The following is a 17,131-nucleotide window of genomic DNA, read 5'->3' on the forward strand; positions in this document are numbered from 1 at the left end:
CTCCTCAGAACACCGTGGTCAGGGCCAGGTCGTGGAAGCGCTCGACGATCGGCCGGATCCGCGACGAGGTCATGGCGCTGTCTTCCTCGAAGTAGTACAGGTCGGTCATGTCGCGCATCACTTCCAGCATCACCCGCGAACGCTCGGCGGCGCGGATCTCGTAGCGCTGCAGGGCACTGTCGAGGCGCTCGTCGCAGCAGCCGACCAGGGCCTGGGCGAGCATGAAGGCGTTCTCCAGGCCCAGGGTCAGGCCGTAGCCGAGGGTCGGCAGCATGGCGTGGATGCTGTCGCCGAGCATCACCACGCGGCCGTTCTGCCAGCAGCCGGCGCCGGTCAGCGCCATCATCTTGTGGGTGAGGATCTGCTCGTGCTCGGTGGCTTCCATCATCCGCACCACATCCGGCGGCAGGTCGGCGAACAGCCGCACCAGGCCGTCGCGGTCGAGCAGCGGCTGGTTGCGGTGCTGGTAGGCGGCGAACCAGTAGCGGTACGGACGGTCGGCCGCCAGCGGGTAGGTGACCACTCGCGAGAACTCCGAGGCGAAGATCTGGCAACGGTCGGGCAGCAGCAGCGGCGAGTCGAACTCGACCATGCCGCGGCTGGCCACCAGGCCGGTGTCGTAGGGTGTCAGGCCCGGCTCCAGGCATTGGCGCACGGTGGAACCGACGCCGTCGCTGCCGATCACCAGGTCGAAGTCTTCCTGTTCGCCATTGCTGAAGGTGACCCGTGCCTGTTCACCGACCTTCTCCACCTTCTCGCAGCCCATCTGGTAGCGGATCTGCCCGGGTGCCAGGCGTTCGCGCAGCAGGCCGAACAGCTCGGGACGCGGGAACATCACCGCCGGCGCCGGGATCCCCAGGCCGTCCGGGCGCACCGGCTGGCTGTGGATCAGGCGACCGTCGCGGCCATGGGTGTCGAGGAACTCGATGGCCTTGCCGCGGCCGATGAACCCGGTGTCGTTGAACAGGAAGCGCAGCACCTGCACGCCCTGGGGCCAGACGTAGATACCGGTGCCCGAGTCGCGCGGGCCATTGGCCCGCTCGTACACCGTGGCCTCGAGGCCGAAGCGCTTGAGAATCAGGGCGCAGGCCAGGCCATTGAGGCCGGCGCCGATGATCGCGATCTTCATGCGGCCACCTCGTTCAAGGTGTTCCAGCTCTGGCCGCTCATGCGGTAGCGGCGTTGCAGCAGGCACAGGCTGGTCAGCTCCATCAGCATCGGGTCGAGCAGGCCCTGTTCCTGGGCGCTGAGGGTCGGCAGCTGCTTGAGCAGGGTGCGGACCTTGGCCGCGTCGAAGAACGGCAACGCGTCCAGGTCACGGCTGTGCAGGGTGTCCTGCACCAGTTGCCACAGGCGGCCTTGCTGCTGCAGGGTGGCCGGCGGGGCGCGGAAGTAGTGCTTCTTGCGCTCGTACAGGGCCTTGGGCAGGTAAGGGCGCATGGCTTCGCGGAACACGTACTTCTCGGTGGCGCCGCGCACCTTCATCCACACCGGCAGTTGGCAGGCCAGTTCGACCACGTGGTGGTCGAGCAGCGGCACGCGGCCTTCGATGCTGTTGGCCATTTCCATGCGGTCGCCCAGAGTGGTGAGGACGAAGTTCGGCAGGTACGACTTGGCCCACAGGTACATGGAGTTGTGCACCGGGTCGCGGTCGGCGAGCTTGCCGTGGTCGAGGCGGTCGAAGAACTGGCGGTACGGGTCGACACCGGTGAAGTGGTCGCGGAAGTCGCCGCGGTACAGGCTCTCCAGGGCCTTGAACCAGCCGGCCTGGTTGTCCAGCCACGACACACCGTGCTTGAGCTGGTCGACCATCCAGTGGATGTCGTGGGGCATGTGCGCGTTGGTGTAGCCCTGTTCGTTGGCCTGGATGCGCTGGCGCAGCAGGTCGATGACTTTCGGGTCTTGTTGTTCGTTGTTGTACAGCAACATGTCGCGGCGGAAGTGCGGGTAGCCGGCGAACACTTCGTCGGCGCCTTCGCCGGTCAGCACCACCTTCAGGCCGGCCTTGCGCACTTCCTTGCTGAGGATGTACTTGGCCACGCCGTGGGCGTTGAAGAACGGCGTCTCGTTGTGCCACACCGCCTGCTCGAAGTTGTCGGCCAAGTCGTCCTGGGTGATCTCGATGGTGTGGAAGCGCGCGCCGTTGTGCTCGGCGGCCATGCGCGCGAAACGGTTCTCGTCGTAGTCGTCCATGTCGGTGAACGACAGGTTGAAGGCGTCCAGCGGCTCGCCCTTGAGGGCGGTGGCCATGCCCAGCATCGCCGAGGAGTCGATGCCACCGCTCAGGTACACGCCCATCGGTACGTCGGCGCGCAGGCGCAGGCGCACGGCTTCTTCGATGGAGGCACGCACGGCCTCGATCATGCCGGCCTCGTCGCTCGGCGCCGGGGTGTCGCGGCGGGCGAATTCCATGTCCCAGTAACGGCCGCTGTGCAGGCCGCCGTGGTCGACCATCACCCAGCAGCCCGGCTGCACGCTGCGCACGCCTTCGAACAGGGTGTGGTCGCGCAGGTAGAAGGCGCGGCTGGCGTAGGCGTTCTCGTCCCAGGTCGGGTTGACGCCGGCGGCCAGCAGGGCCTTGATCTCGGAGGCGAAGTACCAGTTGCCTTCATGCTGGGTGTAGAACAGCGGCTTGATGCCCAGGCGGTCGCGCACCGCCAGCATCAGGCGGCGACGGCGGTCGAACAGGACCATGGCGAACTCGCCGCGCAGCTCCTTGAGCCCGGCCATGCCGGAGCGGCGGTACAGGTGCAGGGCGATCTCGCTGTCCGAGGCGGTCTTGAAGATCGCGCCTTCGGCCTGCAGCTCGGCGCGGATGCGCTCGTGGTCGTAGAACTCGCCGTTGACGATCACCGCCAGGTCGCCTTCGTCGGCGACGATCGGCTGCATGCCGTTGTCCAGGCCGATGATGCTCAGGCGGGTATGGCCAAGCACGGCGCGCTCGCCCGGGTCACGCCACAGGCTGTGCTCGTCCGGGCCGCGGTGGTTGATGGCGGCCAGGGCGTCGAGGATCGACTGGTCGCTGATGCTGTTGCGTTTGGACTGGTAGACACCGATGAAACCACACATGGCAAAATCCTTTTCTCATAGGTCGGGCGTCGTTGGCGACGCCGGAACGGCGCGGGCTTCGTGGTCCGCGCACCCAGGGTTCATTGCGCCCAGTCGGGGCGGCTGCGTTCGAAGAAGGCGGCAAGACCGTGCTGGCCCTCGCTGGAGGTGCGCAGGCGGGCGATCAGCTGCAGGTTGCAACCCTGCTCATCGAGCAGGTGGTCGCGGCCTGCCAGGCGCGCCAGCATCTGCTTGATCTCGCGACTGGCCTGGGGGCCGGTCTGCAGCAGGGTGGCCAGCCAGCGGTCACGGGCCTGCTCCAGCTCGGCGGCGGGCACCAGGCGGTGGACCAGCTGCAGGCGCAGCGCGTCCTCGGTGCCGAACACCTCGGCCGAGAGCATGTAGCGCCGTGCCTGGCGCACGCCCATGGCGCGCACCACGTAGGGGCTGATCAAGGCCGGGGCCAGGCCCAGGCGCGCCTCGCTGAAGCAGAACCGCGCATCCTCGGCGGCCAGCACATGGTCGGCGCAGCACAGCAGGCCCAGGGCCCCGCCGAACACCGCGCCGCGGGCCAGCATCAGCACCGGCACCGGGAAGTCGTCCAGGCGCTGCAGGACGTTGGCCAGCAGGCTGGCGTCCTCCAGGTTGCGCGCATGGTCGAACTCGCGGCTGCGGCGCATCCACTCCAGGTCCGCCCCGGTGCACAGGTGCTCGCCGGCGCCGTCGAGCACCAGGGCGCGCAGCCCGGGGTGCTCGGCGAGGGCCTGCAACTGCTCGTGCAAGGCCCCGAGCAGGGCCTCGTCGAGGGCGTTGCCGGCGTGCGGACGGTTCAGGGTCAGGCAGGCGACCGCAGGTTGCGGCCAGCTCAGCAGCACGTCGCTCATGGTCGTCAGCTCGCCATCTTCAGGGACAGGGCGGTGCTCTCGTACTGACGGCGATAGCCCTCGCAACCGCCGTAGCGGAAGGCGCCGCCGGTGACGTACGGCGTGCTGTAGTCGGCCACGGCCGGGTGGTTGTCGCCGTAGAACCAGGCGCTGTACTGCTCATGGCCCAGGCGGGTGCGGCTGGCCAGCATGCGCGCATGCGCCTTGCGCCGCGAATGGGCCTGGTAGCCCGGCACCACGGTGGCGCTGAAGAATTCTCCGACGCTGCCCGAACCGTAGCTGAACAGGCCGATGTTGCGCCCGGTCAGGTCCTCGTCGCTGTTGTCCAGCAGCGACAGCAGGGCGATGTACAGCGAGGCGGTGTAGCAGTTGCCGATGGCCTTGCCGTACAGCTGGCTGGTGGCGTAGGCCTGCTCGCCCAGGGCCTTGGCTGCTTCGGGTTCGATCGCCTCGAACACCGAGAAGGCCTTCTTCGCCATCTTGGTGAACGGCTGGTGGAAGCACAGGAAGCTCATGTCTTCCAGGCCCAGGCCGCCGTCGGCGCGGTAGCTCTGCCAGGCGTTGCGCAGCGACTCCAGGTAGACCTCGATCGACAGCTTGCCATCGACCAGCGCGGTGCTGCGCAGGTTCGGCCGCCAGAAGTCCGAGACGTCCAGGCTGTAGCGGCCCTGGTGCGGGTGCAGCTCCAGCAGGCGCGGGTTCTCGGCCACGATCATGGCCACGGCGCCGGCGCCCTGGGTGCATTCGCCCTCGGAGTTCTGCTCGTAGCGGGCGATGTCGGTGGCGATTACCAGCACCTTCTCGTGGGGGCGCTGGGCGACCAGCGCACGGGCCATCTGCAAGCCGGCGGTGGCGCCGTAGCAGGCCTGCTTGAACTCCACCACGCGGCAGTCGGCGCGCAGGCCGAGCAGGCTGTGGACGAACAGGCCGGCGGCCTTGGACTGGTCGATGCCGCTCTCGGTGGCGAGGATCACCGTGGCGATCGAGGCGCGGGTGGCGTCATCGAGCAGCGGCAGGGCGGCGTTGGCCGCCAGGGTCACGATGTCTTCGTCCGGGGCCGGCACGGCCATGAACTCCTGGCCGATGCCGACCAGGTACTTCTGCGGGTCGATACCGTGCCGTTCGGCAAGTTCTTCCAGTGCGAAAAAGTGTTGCGGTACAGACAGCCCAATATCATCAATGCCGATTTTCATGTGTATGCCCAATTATTTTTCACTGTTGAAAAAATCCCAAAATACACAACCGGTCTTGTTGTTCCGGTGCCAGTCCCTGCTGGCCATTTAATTATTGCGGCTGAAGCTTTTGCCAAAAAAAGCGAATAATTCAGATGGGATTGATGACGCCTGTTCATGGTTTTCCGGGTGCGGAAAGTTTGCATTTTATTTATCGCGCGCAGGCGTGCGCCCCGTGATTCCACGCGGCTTATGCAAAGGGGTGATGAACAGATTGTCGAACAATAGGGCAATTAAAATTTTCAATTGTTTTAATATGAAAATTTTATGGCGGTGTTGTCGCCTGATTGACCTGTTGTTTCGGCTATATATTTATGCCGTATCGCTTGTGCATATCTGCATGGTCGGGACTTCCTTGTCCATTATTCATCCATTAGTGCCGGGCACTGTGCGGGACGTTGTTGTCGCACGAAGCGTGCCTGGGCGAATAGTGACAAAAAGTGCGCGCATCGCGGCACGGTCTTCATGTGTTGGCGGCAGCTGTGGTACAACGCCGCAGGACAAAGGATTCGTCGCCCGGTTTCCGGGCACACAAGGAGGTAGTGGTGTTTTCCAAGATCAGTCTCGATCAGTGGCGCGCGTTCGTCTGCACGGTCGAGTGCGGCGGTTTCCAGCAGGCCGGCGAGCACATGTACAAGTCGCAGTCGGCGATCAGCCATTCGGTCAACCGCATGGAAATGCTCCTGGGCCAGGAGCTGTTCATCATCGAAGGGCGCAAGGCCGTGCTCACCTCGCTGGGCAAGGCGCTATTGCCCCAGGCCAAGCACCTGCTGGGCGCGGCGCAGAAGCTCGAGCACCTGGCCAACCAGTACCAGCCCGGGTTGTTCACCGAGCAGGCGCTGGCGGTGGATGTGCTGTTCCCCATCGAATTGCTGCAGCAGGCATTGCAGGAGTTTGCCCTGGAGTACAAGGATCACCGTATCCGCCTGTACGAGACGGCGTTGTCCGGGGCTCGCGAGTTGCTCGAGGACGGCAAGGTCGAGCTGGGCATCGCCAGCAGCCTGCCCTCGGGGTATCTGCAGGAGTTCTTGCTGAATGTCTCGTTGATCTGCGTGGTGGGGGCCAGCCACCCGCTCAGCGAGGCGCAGGGCGAGTTGAGCCTGGACGACATGAAGAACCACCGGCAGGTGGTGATCCGCGATTCCGGCACGCGCAATTCGCAGAACAGCGGCTGGCTGGGGACCTCGCAGCGCTGGACGGTGAGCAGCCTGGCGGCGGCCGAGAGCTTCGTCGAGCGGGGGATGGGCTTTGCCTGGCTGCCGGAGCATCGGGTGCAGCAGGGGTTGGCGCAAGGGCGGTTGGTGCGGGTCAACCTGCAGCATCAGCGGGAGCGGGAGGTGCCGATGTATATGGGGTATCCCGAGGAATATCGGCACAGTCCTGAAGTGCGGTTGCTGGCGCAGATACTGCGGGAGCGGTGCCGGGAGTATCGGCCGGGGTGATTTTCGGGGCGGTAGCTGGGGCTGCCGCGCAGCCCTTTCGCGGCACAAGCCCGCTCCCACGCTGGAACTTTGCTCCCTGCGCAATAGCCCCCAGCCATTTCGAAGACTGTCGGATCTTTCCGAACCTGAAACCAAATGCTTCAGCCAGCAAAGCTTGGGAACTATCCTACGCGCTTGCCGGAAGCTGCTGCGTTGTCGGGGAAATACTCCACGGATAACTTCACGGGGTCGCCACACCAGGTGACCGGGCGTGAGAACCCGAGGCGTAAATTATCGGCAATCCAGTTATGGCAGCCGTGCCCGGGCAGACTTCGGTCTGGCCGAGTTTCTCTTGCGCCTCGGTTTCTCACCCCGTGCACGGCTGCCACCCTTTGTCCCGTGAGAAAGGCGCCGGAGGGCAGCATTCTTGAACCGCGCAGGAGTGTTGACTATGAAAAAGATCGTCCCAGACCCACCGCGTCTAGCCCCCTTCATCGCAATCCGCCCGACCCTCACCCGCGAAGAAGCCATGACCGCCGCCGTCGAAGTGGCCACGGCTATTTCCGATGTCCTCGATATCTACTTCAAGACCGACCCTGGCGAAGCCCAGGACCGTCTGTTCGCCGCCAGCGACTACCTCGGCCAGCTGGCCTGTGCCTTGCTCGAACACAAGCCAGAGGTGCAGCCATGACCAACGCACGTACCGCAGGCCGGACTCGCTGCATGGACCTGTTCAAGGTCGAGCCGGGCATTCCCTTCGCGGATGCCTTCAGCGAGTTGTCGGTGCTGCTTGGCTGCATTCGCCACCTCACCTGCGAGGCCGAGATGGAAGGCGACCTGATGGCGGGCAGCGCAGCGCGCATGTTGAGCGCCATGGCCAAGGCGTTGATCGATGACATGGAGCTTGGTATGAACCGCCGCTGTTGATCCGATGGCCCTATCGCGGGGCAAGCCCGCTCCCACGCCCTTGCAAACAACGCATTCAGGCGTGGGAGCGGGCTTGCCCCGCGATAGGGCCGGTGTTGCCAATACCTTACCCGCGCAGATCACTCGGCAGGAAATCCCGCTCCGGCTCGTAATCCAGCTTCAGGTACCCCGCCAATTCGCGCAGGTCTTCCGGGCTCAGGCTGCCGGCCTGCTGCTTGAGCCGCAGGCTGTCGACGATGTACGCATAGCGCGAGACGTTGTAGTCACGCACCGCATTGTACAGGTCGCGCTGGGCATCTAGGATATCGACGATGTTGCGGCTGCCCACCTCATACCCCGCCTCGGTGGCCCGCAACGAGCCCTGGCTGGAGATGATGCTCTGGCGCCGCGCGCGCACCTGCTCGACATCGCTGACCACCGCGCGGAAGGCGTTGCGCGACCCTTCCAGCACCTCGCGTTCGAGGCTGGTGCGGCCGTACTCGGTGCGTGCCAGCTCATGGGTGGCCTGGCGTACCCGCGCGCTGGTGCCGCCGCCGCTGAACAGCGGCAGCTTCATCTGCACCATCACCGAGCTGTCGCGCTGGTTGCCGGAGCGCTGGCCGAAGTGCGCGCTGGAATCCATCAGGTCGCTGTCGCCCTCGGCGTAGCCCATGCTCAGGTTGAAGGTCGGCAGGTGATCGGCCTTGCTGCTGCGCAGGGTCTGGCCGGCCTGGCTGACGGCGGCCTGGCTGGCGCGCAGGCGCAGGTTCTGCGCCATGGCCTGTTCGACCCAGGCCTCGGCGCGCGCGGGCACTGGCGCTTGCACCGGCAGGCTGTGGCGGATCCCGGCCAATGCCGGTTGCGCCTGCCCGGTCAGGCGCATCAGCGCCTGGTAGGCGTCTTCGCTGCGGCGCTGGCTGTCGATCAGGTTGGCGCTGGCGCGGTCGAAGCTGGCCTGGGCCGAGAGCATGTCGTTCTGGTCGGACAGGCCGGCGTCGTAGCTCAGCCGGGTCTGCTGCAACTGGCGGTCGAAGGCGCGCAGCTCGGCCTTGGCGGTGGCCAGGTTGTCCTCGGCCAGCAGGGTGTCGAAGTAGCGGCTGGCGGTGTCGAGGATCAGTTGCTGCTGGAACGCCGAGAAGTCCAGTTCGGCCTGTTCGTTCTCGGATTGCGCGGCCTTGAAGTCGAACCAGCGGCTGAGGTCGAACAGCGGCTGGTCGAGGCTCAGGCGGTACAGGCTGCCACTGCGCTGTTCGACCCGGTGGCGGTCGCTGCGCACGTCGCCGGCCTCGGCATCCAGGGCCACCTGCGGCAGCAGGCGGGCGCGGGCCAGGGGCACGGCCTCGCGGCGGGCCAGGTAGTTCTCGCGGGCGGCGGCCATGTCGCTGTTGTGCTCGACCACCTGGGCGTACACCGACATCAGCGTCGCACGCTCGGCGGCAACGGCCTGGGCCAGGGGCGCCAGGAACAGCAGGGGCAGAAGGGTCTTACGTAGCATGTCGTTTCTCTTTATCCGGGCCGGCCGCTCCCAGGGGCAGCCGATCACGGCTGCCACAGGGGAGGGCGGGCGAAGGGGTCAGGCCGGCTGGGTGTAGGCGGCCAGTTCCTGCAGGCGTGGGTCTTCGTTGGCGCGGTGGTCCTTGGCCAGCAGCGAGTACACGGTGGGCAGGATGAACAGGGTGAACAGCGTGCCGACCAGCATGCCGATGACGATCACCAGGCCCAGGCTGAAGCGGCTGTGGGCACCGGCGCCGCTGGCCAGCAGCAGCGGGACCAGGCCCACCACCATGGCCGCGGTGGTCATCAGGATCGGCCGCAGGCGGATCTGCGCGGCGCGCTCGATGGCCGTGCGGCGGTCGAGCTGGTCGGCCTGCTGCAGCTCGTTGGCGAACTCGACCATGAGGATGCCATGCTTGCTGATCAGGCCGACCAGGGTCACCAGGCCGATCTGCGTGTAGATGTTTACCGTGGCGTAGCCCAGGTACAGCGGGATCAGCGCGCCGCACACCGACATCGGCACGCTGACCAGGATCACCAGCGGGTCGCGCAGGCTTTCGAACTGCGCCGCCAGCACCAGGTAGATGACCAGGATGGCGAAGATGAACGTCACCACCAGGGCACTGCCTTCCTGGACGAACTGGCGGGCATCGGACAGCCAGTCATGGCTGAAGCCGGTGGGCAGGGCATTGGCCTGGGCGGCGAGGAACTGCACCGCGTCGCCGATGCTCACGCCCGGCGCCGGCACCGCCTGCAGGGTGGCCGAGTTGAGCTGGTTGAACTGGGTCAGCTTGTTGGGCTCGATCGACATGTCGAAGCTGACCAGGGTCGACAGCGGCACCTGGGCGCCGTTGGCGGCCTTGACGTACTGGCCGACCAGCATTTCCGCCGACAGGCGCTGGGCCCGTGCCACCTGCGGGATCACGTCGTAGGAGCGGCCGTCGAGGGCGAAGCGGTTGACGTAGTTCTCGCCCACCAGCACCGCCAGGGCGTCGCCGATGGCCTGCATGCTGATGCCCAGGTCGTTGGCCTTGCTGCGGTCGATGTTGATGTTGACCAGCGGGCTGTTGAAGTCCAGGTCGGAGTCGACCACGGCGAACAGGCCGCTGGCCATGGCCGCTTGCTTGATCTTGTCCATGGCGTCGAACACCACGCGGTGGTCCTGGGAGCTCTGGATCACCATCTGCACCGGCAGGCCGCCGGTGGAACCGGGCAGCGGCGGCAACTGGAAGGCGAAGATGGCCACGCCCTCGATCTCGCCCACGGCTTTCTGGATCTCGGCTTGCAACTGGTCGGCGCTGCGCTGGCGCTTTTCCCAGGTGCTCAGGTTGGCGCCGCCGAACGCGGTGCGCGGGCCGTCGTTGCCGTTGACCACCCAGGTGATGTCGGTTTCCGGGAAGGTGGCGAACAGGCGGTCCATGCGGTGCGCGTACATCTCGGTGTAGTCGATGTTGGCGTACTGCGGGGCCTTGGCCACCGCCAGCACCTGGGCCTGGTCCTCGACCGGCGCCAGCTCGCGCTGGGCGCCGAGGTAGAGGATCGGCAGGCTGACGAATACCGCCGCGGCAATTGCCAGGGTCAGCCAGCGGTGGTGCAGGGAGACGTCCAGCACGCGGCCGTAGCCCTTGCCCAGCCACTGGAAGAAGCGCTCGGCGCCACGGGCCATCGGCCCTTCGCTGGCCTGGCGGTTGAGCAGGAAGGCGCTCATCACCGGCGACAGGGTCAGCGCCACCACGCCGGACACCACCACGGCGCCGGCGAGGGTGAAGGCGAACTCCTTGAACAGCGCGCCGGTCAGCCCGCCCATCAGGCCGATCGGGGCGTACACCGCGGCCAGGGTCAGGGTCATGGCGATCACGGGGCCGGCGATCTCGCGGGCGCCGACCAAGGCTGCCTGCAACGGCGACTTGCCTTCCTCGATATGGCGGTGGACGTTCTCCACCACGACGATGGCGTCGTCCACCACCAGGCCGATGGCCAGGACCATCGACAGCAGGGTCAGCAGGTTGATGCTGAACCCGAACAGGCTCATGATCGCCGCCGCGCCGATCAGCGACAGCGGGATGGTCACCAGCGGGATCAGCACGCTGCGCAGCGAGCCGAGGAACAGGAAGATCACCACGGCGACGATCACCACGGCCTCGATCAGGGTCTTGACCACTTCATCGATGGACGCCTGGATAAAGCGCGCCACCTCGAACACGATGTTGGCGGTCATGCCCGGCGGCATGGTCTCGCGGATCTGCGGCATCATCTCCTGCACCGCGCCGACGATGGTCAGCGGGTTGCCGGCGGGGGTGGCGTGCAGGCCGATGAACACCGCCGGCTCGCCGTCCATGATGCCGCTGGTGTCATAGGAGGTGGCGCCGAGCTCGGCGGTGCCGATGTCGCTCAGGCGGATCAGCGTGTCGCCGTCGCGGCGCACCACCATCTGGCGGAACTGGTCGACGCTGGTCAGGTCGGTGTTGATGTTGATGTTGGCCGAGACGTACTGGCCCTTGGTCTGGCCGGGGGCGGCCTGGAAGTTGTTCTGGCGGATGGCCTCGGCCACGTCGCTGGCCGACAGGTTGCGCGCGGCCATGCGCGCCGGGTCCAGCCACAGGCGCATGGCCAGCTTCTGGCCGCCGAGGATCTGCGCTTCGGCCACGCCGTCGATGGCCGCCAGGCGCGGCTGCACCACGCGGGAGATATAGTCGGTGATCGCCGGCAGGCCAATGTCCTTGCTCGAGAAGCCGACGTAGATCACCGCCGTGCCTTCGCCGGAAGACTTGGCCACCACCGAGTCGTAGGCGCCTTCGGGCAGGCGGTACTTGACCTGGTTGACGGCGGCCATGATCTCGGTGAGGGCCTTGTTGGAGTCGGCGTTGAGCTTCAGGCGCACGCTGATGACGCTCTTGCCCTGGGTCGAGGTCGAGCTCAGGTAGTCGACGCCGTCGACCGAGGCCACGGCCTGCGAGATGGGCTGGGTGACGAAGCCCTGCATCAGCTGCGAGCGGGCGCCGGGGTATTCGGTGGTGATGGTGATGGTCGCGCTTTCCAGCTGCGGGTACTGGCGGATCGGCAGGTTCAGCAGCGCCAACAGGCCAAGCATGACGATCATCGCGCAGACCACCAGGGTCAGTACCGGGCGGCGGATGAACAGGTCGGTGAATTTCATGGTGCTACAGGTCCTTTTCAGTGGCACGCAAACCCATTACTGCTGGGCCAGGTCCGGCTTGCGCGGGGTGCTGGCGGCCAGGGTGTCGTCGGTGACCCGCACCGGCATGCCGTTGCTCAGGCGGATCTGCCCCGAGACCACCACGCGGTCGCCCGGGGTCAGCGCGTCGAGCACCACCACGCGGTCGTCGCGGCGCGCGCCGAGCTTGACGAACACCTGCTCCACGCGCAGGGCGCCGTCCTTCTCGCGCAGCACGTACAGCGAGTTGCCGTAGGCGCTGTAGCTGATCGCCGTCTCCGGCACGCTCAGCACATCGGCGTGGCTCGGCAGCTCGATGCTGACGTTGGCGAACATGCCCGGCTTGAGTTGCTGGCCGGGGTTGTCGAGGGTTGCCTGCACCAGCATGGAGCGGGCGCCCGGGTCGATCTGCGGCTCCAGGGTGGTGACCGCGGCGACAAAGCGCTGCTGCGGCCAGGCGTCGACCTTGAGGGTGATGGCCTGGCCCGCCTGCAGGGCGGCGGCGGACTGCTCGGGCAGCGGGAAGTTGACGTGCAGGCGCGACAGCTCGGTGAGGGTCACCAGGCTGTCGCCGGGGCTGACGTACTGGCCGAGGTTGACCTTGCGGATACCCAGCACGCCGGCGAACGGAGCGCGGATGGTCTTCTGCGCGATCTGCGCCTGGACCTGGGCGATCTCGCCGAGCAGCTGGTCGTAGTTGGCCTGGGCCTGATCCAGCTGGGCCTGGGTGGAGGCCAGCGGCAGCACCTTGCGCGTGCGCTCCAGGGCCAGCTTGGCGTTCTTGGCCTGGGCCTGCAGCTTGGCCAGCTCGCCGCGCTCGGGCGCGTCGTTGAGCTTGACCAGCACCTGGCCTGCGGCCACGGCCTTGCCGGCGGTGAACTCCAACGCGGTGATGCGCCCGCCGACCTCGGGCGAGACATTGACCTGGTGTACCGCCTCCAGGGTGCCGACGGCGCTGAGCACCTGCGGCATCGGGCCCGACTGCACGCGGGCGATTGCCACCGGGGTGGCGTTGGCCTGGGCGGCGGGGGCGTCGTTGGCCACTACCGCCGGGGCGGGCAGCAGGGCCATGGCCAGCAGCGACAGGGACGTGCCGGCGGCGATCCAGTAACGGTTTTTCATTGGGCGGCTCCTTGTGCCTGGTTCTGGTTGGCACGGACCTGGATGAAGGTCTGGCGCAGTTGCTCGAGGCTCAGCGCGCCGGGGACCAGGTAGCGGCCGTCGATCACCAGGCTGGGCACCGAGCTGATGCCCAGGCGCCGGCCCTGGGCCAGTTCTTCCTCGAGCATCTGCGGGGCCTGCTGGTCGAATGCCGTGGCGAAGGCCTGCGGGTCGAAACCGGCTTCGGCGGCCACCGCCAGCACGGTGGCGCGGTCGCCGATGTTGCGGGCCTGCACCAGGTGGGCTTCCTGCAGGCGGTCGAACAGGCGCTCGTGGCCTTCGTTGCCGCCCAGGGCCTTGGCGGTCTGGCAGGCCAGGCCCGCGAGCAGGCCGGTGGGGTACTCGAAGTCCTGCTGGCGCATGGCTTCGATGTTGATGCGCTTGACGTCCTCGGCGCGCGAGCACGACAGCCAGTGGCTGAGGATGGTCTCCTTGGCCTTGGGCATCGAGCCGAAGCGCTCGACCATTGCCTCGCGGCTGGTCTGCAGGATGAAGCTGCGGTGCTGCACGTCCAGGTTCAGTTCGTCCTGCAGCTGCTTGAGGCGCGGGGCGAGGACGAAGCACCAGCCGCAGACGACATCGTGGAAGAATTCGACTTTCAGGGGTGACATGGCAGTGATCCGGTTTCAGGGAGGGATGGCCGCACTATCCACAGCGCCCCGGCAAGAAAAAAGCGACAAAAGTGCCGCAAACCCTCTCATCCCCTTCATCGATGGCCGCCCGGCCCGGTCGCGAGCGGGTAGAATGGCGCTTTTGCCTGACCGTAGCCGACATGAGCCCAGCCATTGCCACCCTCGAGCAGCACCTGCTCGCCGCCCTCGACCCTGCCCCCCAGGAGACTCGCCGCCTGTTCCATGGCCGTGGCCGCTGCTGGCCGGGGCTTGAACAGATCACCATCGACTGGCTCGACGGCGTGTTGCTGGTGGCGCTGTTCCGCGAGCCGCCCGAGGGCCAGCTGGCCGAGCTTGAAGCGATGCTGATGGCGTTGGCCGAGCGCCCGCAGTGGAGCGGCCAGGCCATCCTGCTGCAGCACCGCTACCTGCCCGACAGCCCTGGGCAGTGGCTGTGGGGCGCGCCGTGCCAGCAGCGCGAGGTGGTCGAGGATGGCCTGAAGTACCTGCTCGACCTGGGCGTGCGACAGAACAACGGCCTGTTCCTCGACATGCGCTACGGCCGGCGCTGGGTGCGCGAGCAGGCGGGCGGCAAGCGCGTGCTCAACCTGTTCGCCTATACCTGTGGTTTCTCGGTGGCGGCGATTGCCGGCGGCGCCGAGCAGGTGGTCAACCTGGACATGGCCAAGTCGGCGCTGTCCCGGGGCCGCGACAATCACCGGCTCAATGGCCATGACGCCTCGCGGGTCGCGTACCTGGGGCATGAGCTGTTCAAGTCGTGGGGCAAGGTGCGCAAGTACGGGCCGTACGACCTGATCATCATCGATCCGCCGACCTTCCAGCGCGGCAGCTTCGTGCTGACCCAGGACTACGCCAAGATCCTTCGGCGTTTGCCGGAGTTGTTGACTGAAGGCGGCACGGTATTGGCCTGCGTCAACGATCCGGGGATCGGGCCGCAGTTTCTCATCGAGGGGATGGCCGAGCAGGCGCCGGGGCTGGCGTTCGTCGAGCGGCTGGAGAATCCGCCGGAGTTTCCGGATGCCGATCCGGAGGGTGGCCTGAAGGCGCTGGTGTTTCGCCAGCAGGCTTGACCCTTATTGATACTGGAAGGTGCGTGGGAGCGGGCTTGCCCCGCGATGGCGACAGAGGCAACGACAGTGTTGCCTGGGCTGGCTCTATCGTGGGGCAAGCCCGCTCCCACGAGCCGCTCCCTCAGATCTGACCCTGAGAACGGTGGTTACTTGTTGGTATAGATCTGGTCGAACACGCCACCGTCATTGAAGTGGGTCTTCTGCACGGTGCGCCAGTCGCCGAAGGTCTTCTCCACCGACAGGAAGTCGACTTTCGGGAAACGGTCGGTGTACTTGGCCAGCACAGTGGCGTCACGCGGACGCAGGTAGTTGTTCGCGGCGATCTCCTGGGCCTCCGGCGACCACAGGTACTTCAGGTATTCCTCGGCCACGGCCTGGGTACCTTTCTTGGCCACCACCTTGTCGACCACGCTCACCGGCGGCTCGGCTTCGGCCGACACGCTCGGGTAGACCACTTCGAACTGGTCGCGGCCGAACTCGCGGGCGATCATCTCGGCCTCGTTCTCGAAGGTCACCAGCACATCGCCGATCTGGTTGGTCATGAAAGTGGTGGTGGCGGCGCGGCCACCGGTGTCCAGTACCGGGGCCTGCTTGAACAGCTTGCCGACGAAGTCGCGGGCCTTGCTTTCGTCACCGCCCTGCTTGAGCACGTAGCCCCAGGCCGAGAGGTAGGTGTAGCGGCCGTTACCCGATGTCTTCGGGTTGGGCACGATCACCTGCACGCCGTCCTTCAGCAGGTCGGGCCAGTCCTTCAGCGCCTTGGGGTTGCCTTTGCGCACGATGAACACGGTGGCCGAGGTGAACGGCGCGCTGTTGTTCGGCAGGCGCGTTACCCAGTTGTCCGGCACCAGCTTGCCGTTGTCGGCCAGGGCATTGATGTCGGTGGCCATGTTCATGGTGATCACGTCGGCCGGCAGGCCATCGATCACCGCGCGCGCCTGCTTGCTCGAGCCGCCGAAGGACATCTGCAGGTTGACCTTTTCGTTGTGCTCCTTCTCCCAGTGCTTCTGGAACGCCGGGTTGTAGTCCTTGTAGAAGTCGCGCATCACGTCGTACGACACGTTGAGCAGGGTAGGGGCGGCCTGGGCGAGGTTGCCCAGGGCCAGGCCCGCGGCGAGCAGCGAGGCACTGAAGAGTTTTTTCACTGGGGGCATTCCTTGTTCTGATTCAAAGGGTTGGCGATATGCCAGCGACTATAGCGTTTGGCGCTATGGGGGCTAAAGACCAAATGGCTCTTTGCTTATGCTTGCCCTGCATTGGGGACGCTGCCTATTGCTTGGGAAACAACGCATTGCCACAGCGCGAACAGAACGCCGCGCCATGCTCGTGGTGGTGCTTGGCGCAGGTCGGGCAGTCATGCTGCAACTGTTCGCCGCGCATGGCATTGGCCAGTTCGGCGGTGAAGATGCCGGTGGGCACGGCGATGATCGAGTAACCGGTGATCATCACCAGCGACGACAGCACCTGCCCCAGCGGCGTGGTCGGCACGATATCGCCGAAGCCCACGGTGGTGAGGGTGACGATGGCCCAGTAGATGCCCTTGGGGATGCTGGTGAAGCCATGCTCCGGCCCTTCGATCACGTACATCAACGTGCCGAACACGGTCACCAGGGTCGACACGCTGACCAGGAACACGATGATCTTCTGCTTGCTGCCCTGCAGCGCCGCCAGCAGGTAGTGGGCCTGCTTGAGGTAGGGGCTGAGCTTGAGCACACGGAAGATCCGCAGCATGCGCACCACGCGGATGATCAGCAGGTACTGGGCGTCGCTGTAGTACAGGGCGATGATCCCCGGCACGATCGCCAGCAGGTCGACCAGCCCGTAGAAGCTGAAGGCATAGCGCAGTGGCTTGGGCGAGCAGTACAGGCGGGTGATGTATTCGGCGAGGAAGATCGCGGTGAAGCCCCACTCGATCCCGGCCAGCAGGCCGGCGTAGTTCTGGTGAACGTCGTCGATGCTGTCGAGGATCACCGTCACCAGGCTGGCCAGGATGATCAACAGGAGAATCTTGTCGAAGCGTCTGCCAGCCGTGGTGTCGGTCTGGAAGACGATGACGTAGAGCCGCTCGCGCAGGCTCGCAGGGTTGTCCATGGGCTCGTTCCATTGTG

General features: G+C 66.2%; 14 protein-coding genes. 4 read left to right on the forward strand and 10 right to left on the reverse strand.

Features of this window, described 5'->3' with window-relative positions; all coding sequences use genetic code 11:
* Nucleotides 1-4: 4 nt before the first annotated feature.
* The 4 genes from DFS21_RS17295 to DFS21_RS17310 all read right to left on the reverse strand — a co-directional run bounded on the left by DFS21_RS17295 (nt 5) and on the right by DFS21_RS17310 (nt 5,125).
* Entirely contained in the window at nt 5-1,129 is a 1,125-nt protein-coding gene (locus tag DFS21_RS17295; RefSeq protein WP_028692822.1) for an NAD(P)/FAD-dependent oxidoreductase, read from the reverse strand.
* The gene (gene asnB, locus DFS21_RS17300) at nt 1,126-3,069 is read right to left on the reverse strand and encodes an asparagine synthase (glutamine-hydrolyzing) (RefSeq protein ID WP_111532717.1); all 1,944 of its coding nucleotides are present in this window, start codon (nt 3,067-3,069) and stop codon (nt 1,126-1,128) included. Before asnB ends, DFS21_RS17295 begins: the two co-directional genes overlap by 4 nt.
* A gap of 80 nt (nt 3,070-3,149) precedes the next feature.
* Complete coding sequence (locus DFS21_RS17305; protein ID WP_046856508.1) at nt 3,150-3,932, reverse strand: enoyl-CoA hydratase-related protein; 783 nt, start codon at nt 3,930-3,932, stop codon at nt 3,150-3,152.
* 5 nt (nt 3,933-3,937) lie between these two features.
* On the reverse strand, nt 3,938-5,125 hold the full coding sequence (locus DFS21_RS17310; protein ID WP_110704543.1) for a hydroxymethylglutaryl-CoA synthase: 1,188 nt from the start codon (nt 5,123-5,125) through the stop codon (nt 3,938-3,940).
* A 584-nt stretch (nt 5,126-5,709) separates the two neighbouring features.
* Between DFS21_RS17310 and DFS21_RS17315 the strand changes: the two genes are divergently transcribed.
* The 3 genes from DFS21_RS17315 (at nt 5,710) to DFS21_RS17325 (ending at nt 7,512) form a co-directional block, all read left to right on the forward strand.
* Nucleotides 5,710-6,606, forward strand: coding sequence for a LysR family transcriptional regulator (locus DFS21_RS17315; RefSeq protein WP_046856506.1), 897 nt, complete (start codon nt 5,710-5,712; stop codon nt 6,604-6,606).
* A gap of 430 nt (nt 6,607-7,036) precedes the next feature.
* Nucleotides 7,037-7,276, forward strand: coding sequence for a hypothetical protein (locus tag DFS21_RS17320; RefSeq protein ID WP_110704541.1), 240 nt, complete (start codon nt 7,037-7,039; stop codon nt 7,274-7,276).
* Nucleotides 7,273-7,512 carry a DUF3077 domain-containing protein gene (locus tag DFS21_RS17325; RefSeq protein ID WP_028692826.1) on the forward strand — a complete coding sequence of 80 codons (240 nt, stop codon included), beginning with the start codon at nt 7,273-7,275 and terminating at the stop codon, nt 7,510-7,512. Before DFS21_RS17320 ends, DFS21_RS17325 begins: the two co-directional genes overlap by 4 nt.
* Before the next feature lie 106 nt (nt 7,513-7,618).
* On the opposite strand, the gene DFS21_RS17330 is transcribed toward DFS21_RS17325, so the two are convergent.
* The 4 genes from DFS21_RS17330 to DFS21_RS17345 form a co-directional block, all read right to left on the reverse strand.
* On the reverse strand, nt 7,619-8,986 hold the full coding sequence (locus tag DFS21_RS17330; RefSeq protein ID WP_111532718.1) for a TolC family outer membrane protein: 1,368 nt from the start codon (nt 8,984-8,986) through the stop codon (nt 7,619-7,621).
* Between the two features lie 78 nt (nt 8,987-9,064).
* Complete coding sequence (locus tag DFS21_RS17335; RefSeq protein ID WP_111532719.1) at nt 9,065-12,142, reverse strand: MexW/MexI family multidrug efflux RND transporter permease subunit; 3,078 nt, start codon at nt 12,140-12,142, stop codon at nt 9,065-9,067.
* Nucleotides 12,143-12,178: 36 nt separating this feature from the next.
* Nucleotides 12,179-13,282 (reverse strand): efflux RND transporter periplasmic adaptor subunit, encoded by a 1,104-nt coding sequence (locus tag DFS21_RS17340; protein WP_111532720.1) that lies wholly within the window; start codon nt 13,280-13,282, stop codon nt 12,179-12,181.
* Nucleotides 13,279-13,932 (reverse strand): DsbA family protein, encoded by a 654-nt coding sequence (locus DFS21_RS17345; RefSeq protein ID WP_102683549.1) that lies wholly within the window; start codon nt 13,930-13,932, stop codon nt 13,279-13,281. The genes DFS21_RS17340 and DFS21_RS17345 overlap by 4 nt, the downstream gene beginning before the upstream one ends.
* 161 nt (nt 13,933-14,093) lie before the next feature.
* Between DFS21_RS17345 and DFS21_RS17350 the strand changes: the two genes are divergently transcribed.
* Nucleotides 14,094-15,023 carry a class I SAM-dependent methyltransferase gene (locus DFS21_RS17350; RefSeq protein ID WP_111532721.1) on the forward strand — a complete coding sequence of 310 codons (930 nt, stop codon included), beginning with the start codon at nt 14,094-14,096 and terminating at the stop codon, nt 15,021-15,023.
* A gap of 146 nt (nt 15,024-15,169) precedes the next feature.
* Here the strand turns inward: DFS21_RS17350 and DFS21_RS17355 are convergent, their stop codons facing one another.
* Entirely contained in the window at nt 15,170-16,168 is a 999-nt protein-coding gene (locus DFS21_RS17355; RefSeq protein ID WP_111532722.1) for a sulfate ABC transporter substrate-binding protein, read from the reverse strand.
* A 124-nt stretch (nt 16,169-16,292) separates the two neighbouring features.
* The gene (locus tag DFS21_RS17360) at nt 16,293-17,114 is read right to left on the reverse strand and encodes an ion transporter (RefSeq protein WP_102683547.1); all 822 of its coding nucleotides are present in this window, start codon (nt 17,112-17,114) and stop codon (nt 16,293-16,295) included.
* Nucleotides 17,115-17,131 lie beyond the last annotated feature (17 nt).

Source organism: Pseudomonas sp. 2848 (assembly GCF_003253945.1).
Taxonomy (GTDB): domain Bacteria; phylum Pseudomonadota; class Gammaproteobacteria; order Pseudomonadales; family Pseudomonadaceae; genus Aquipseudomonas.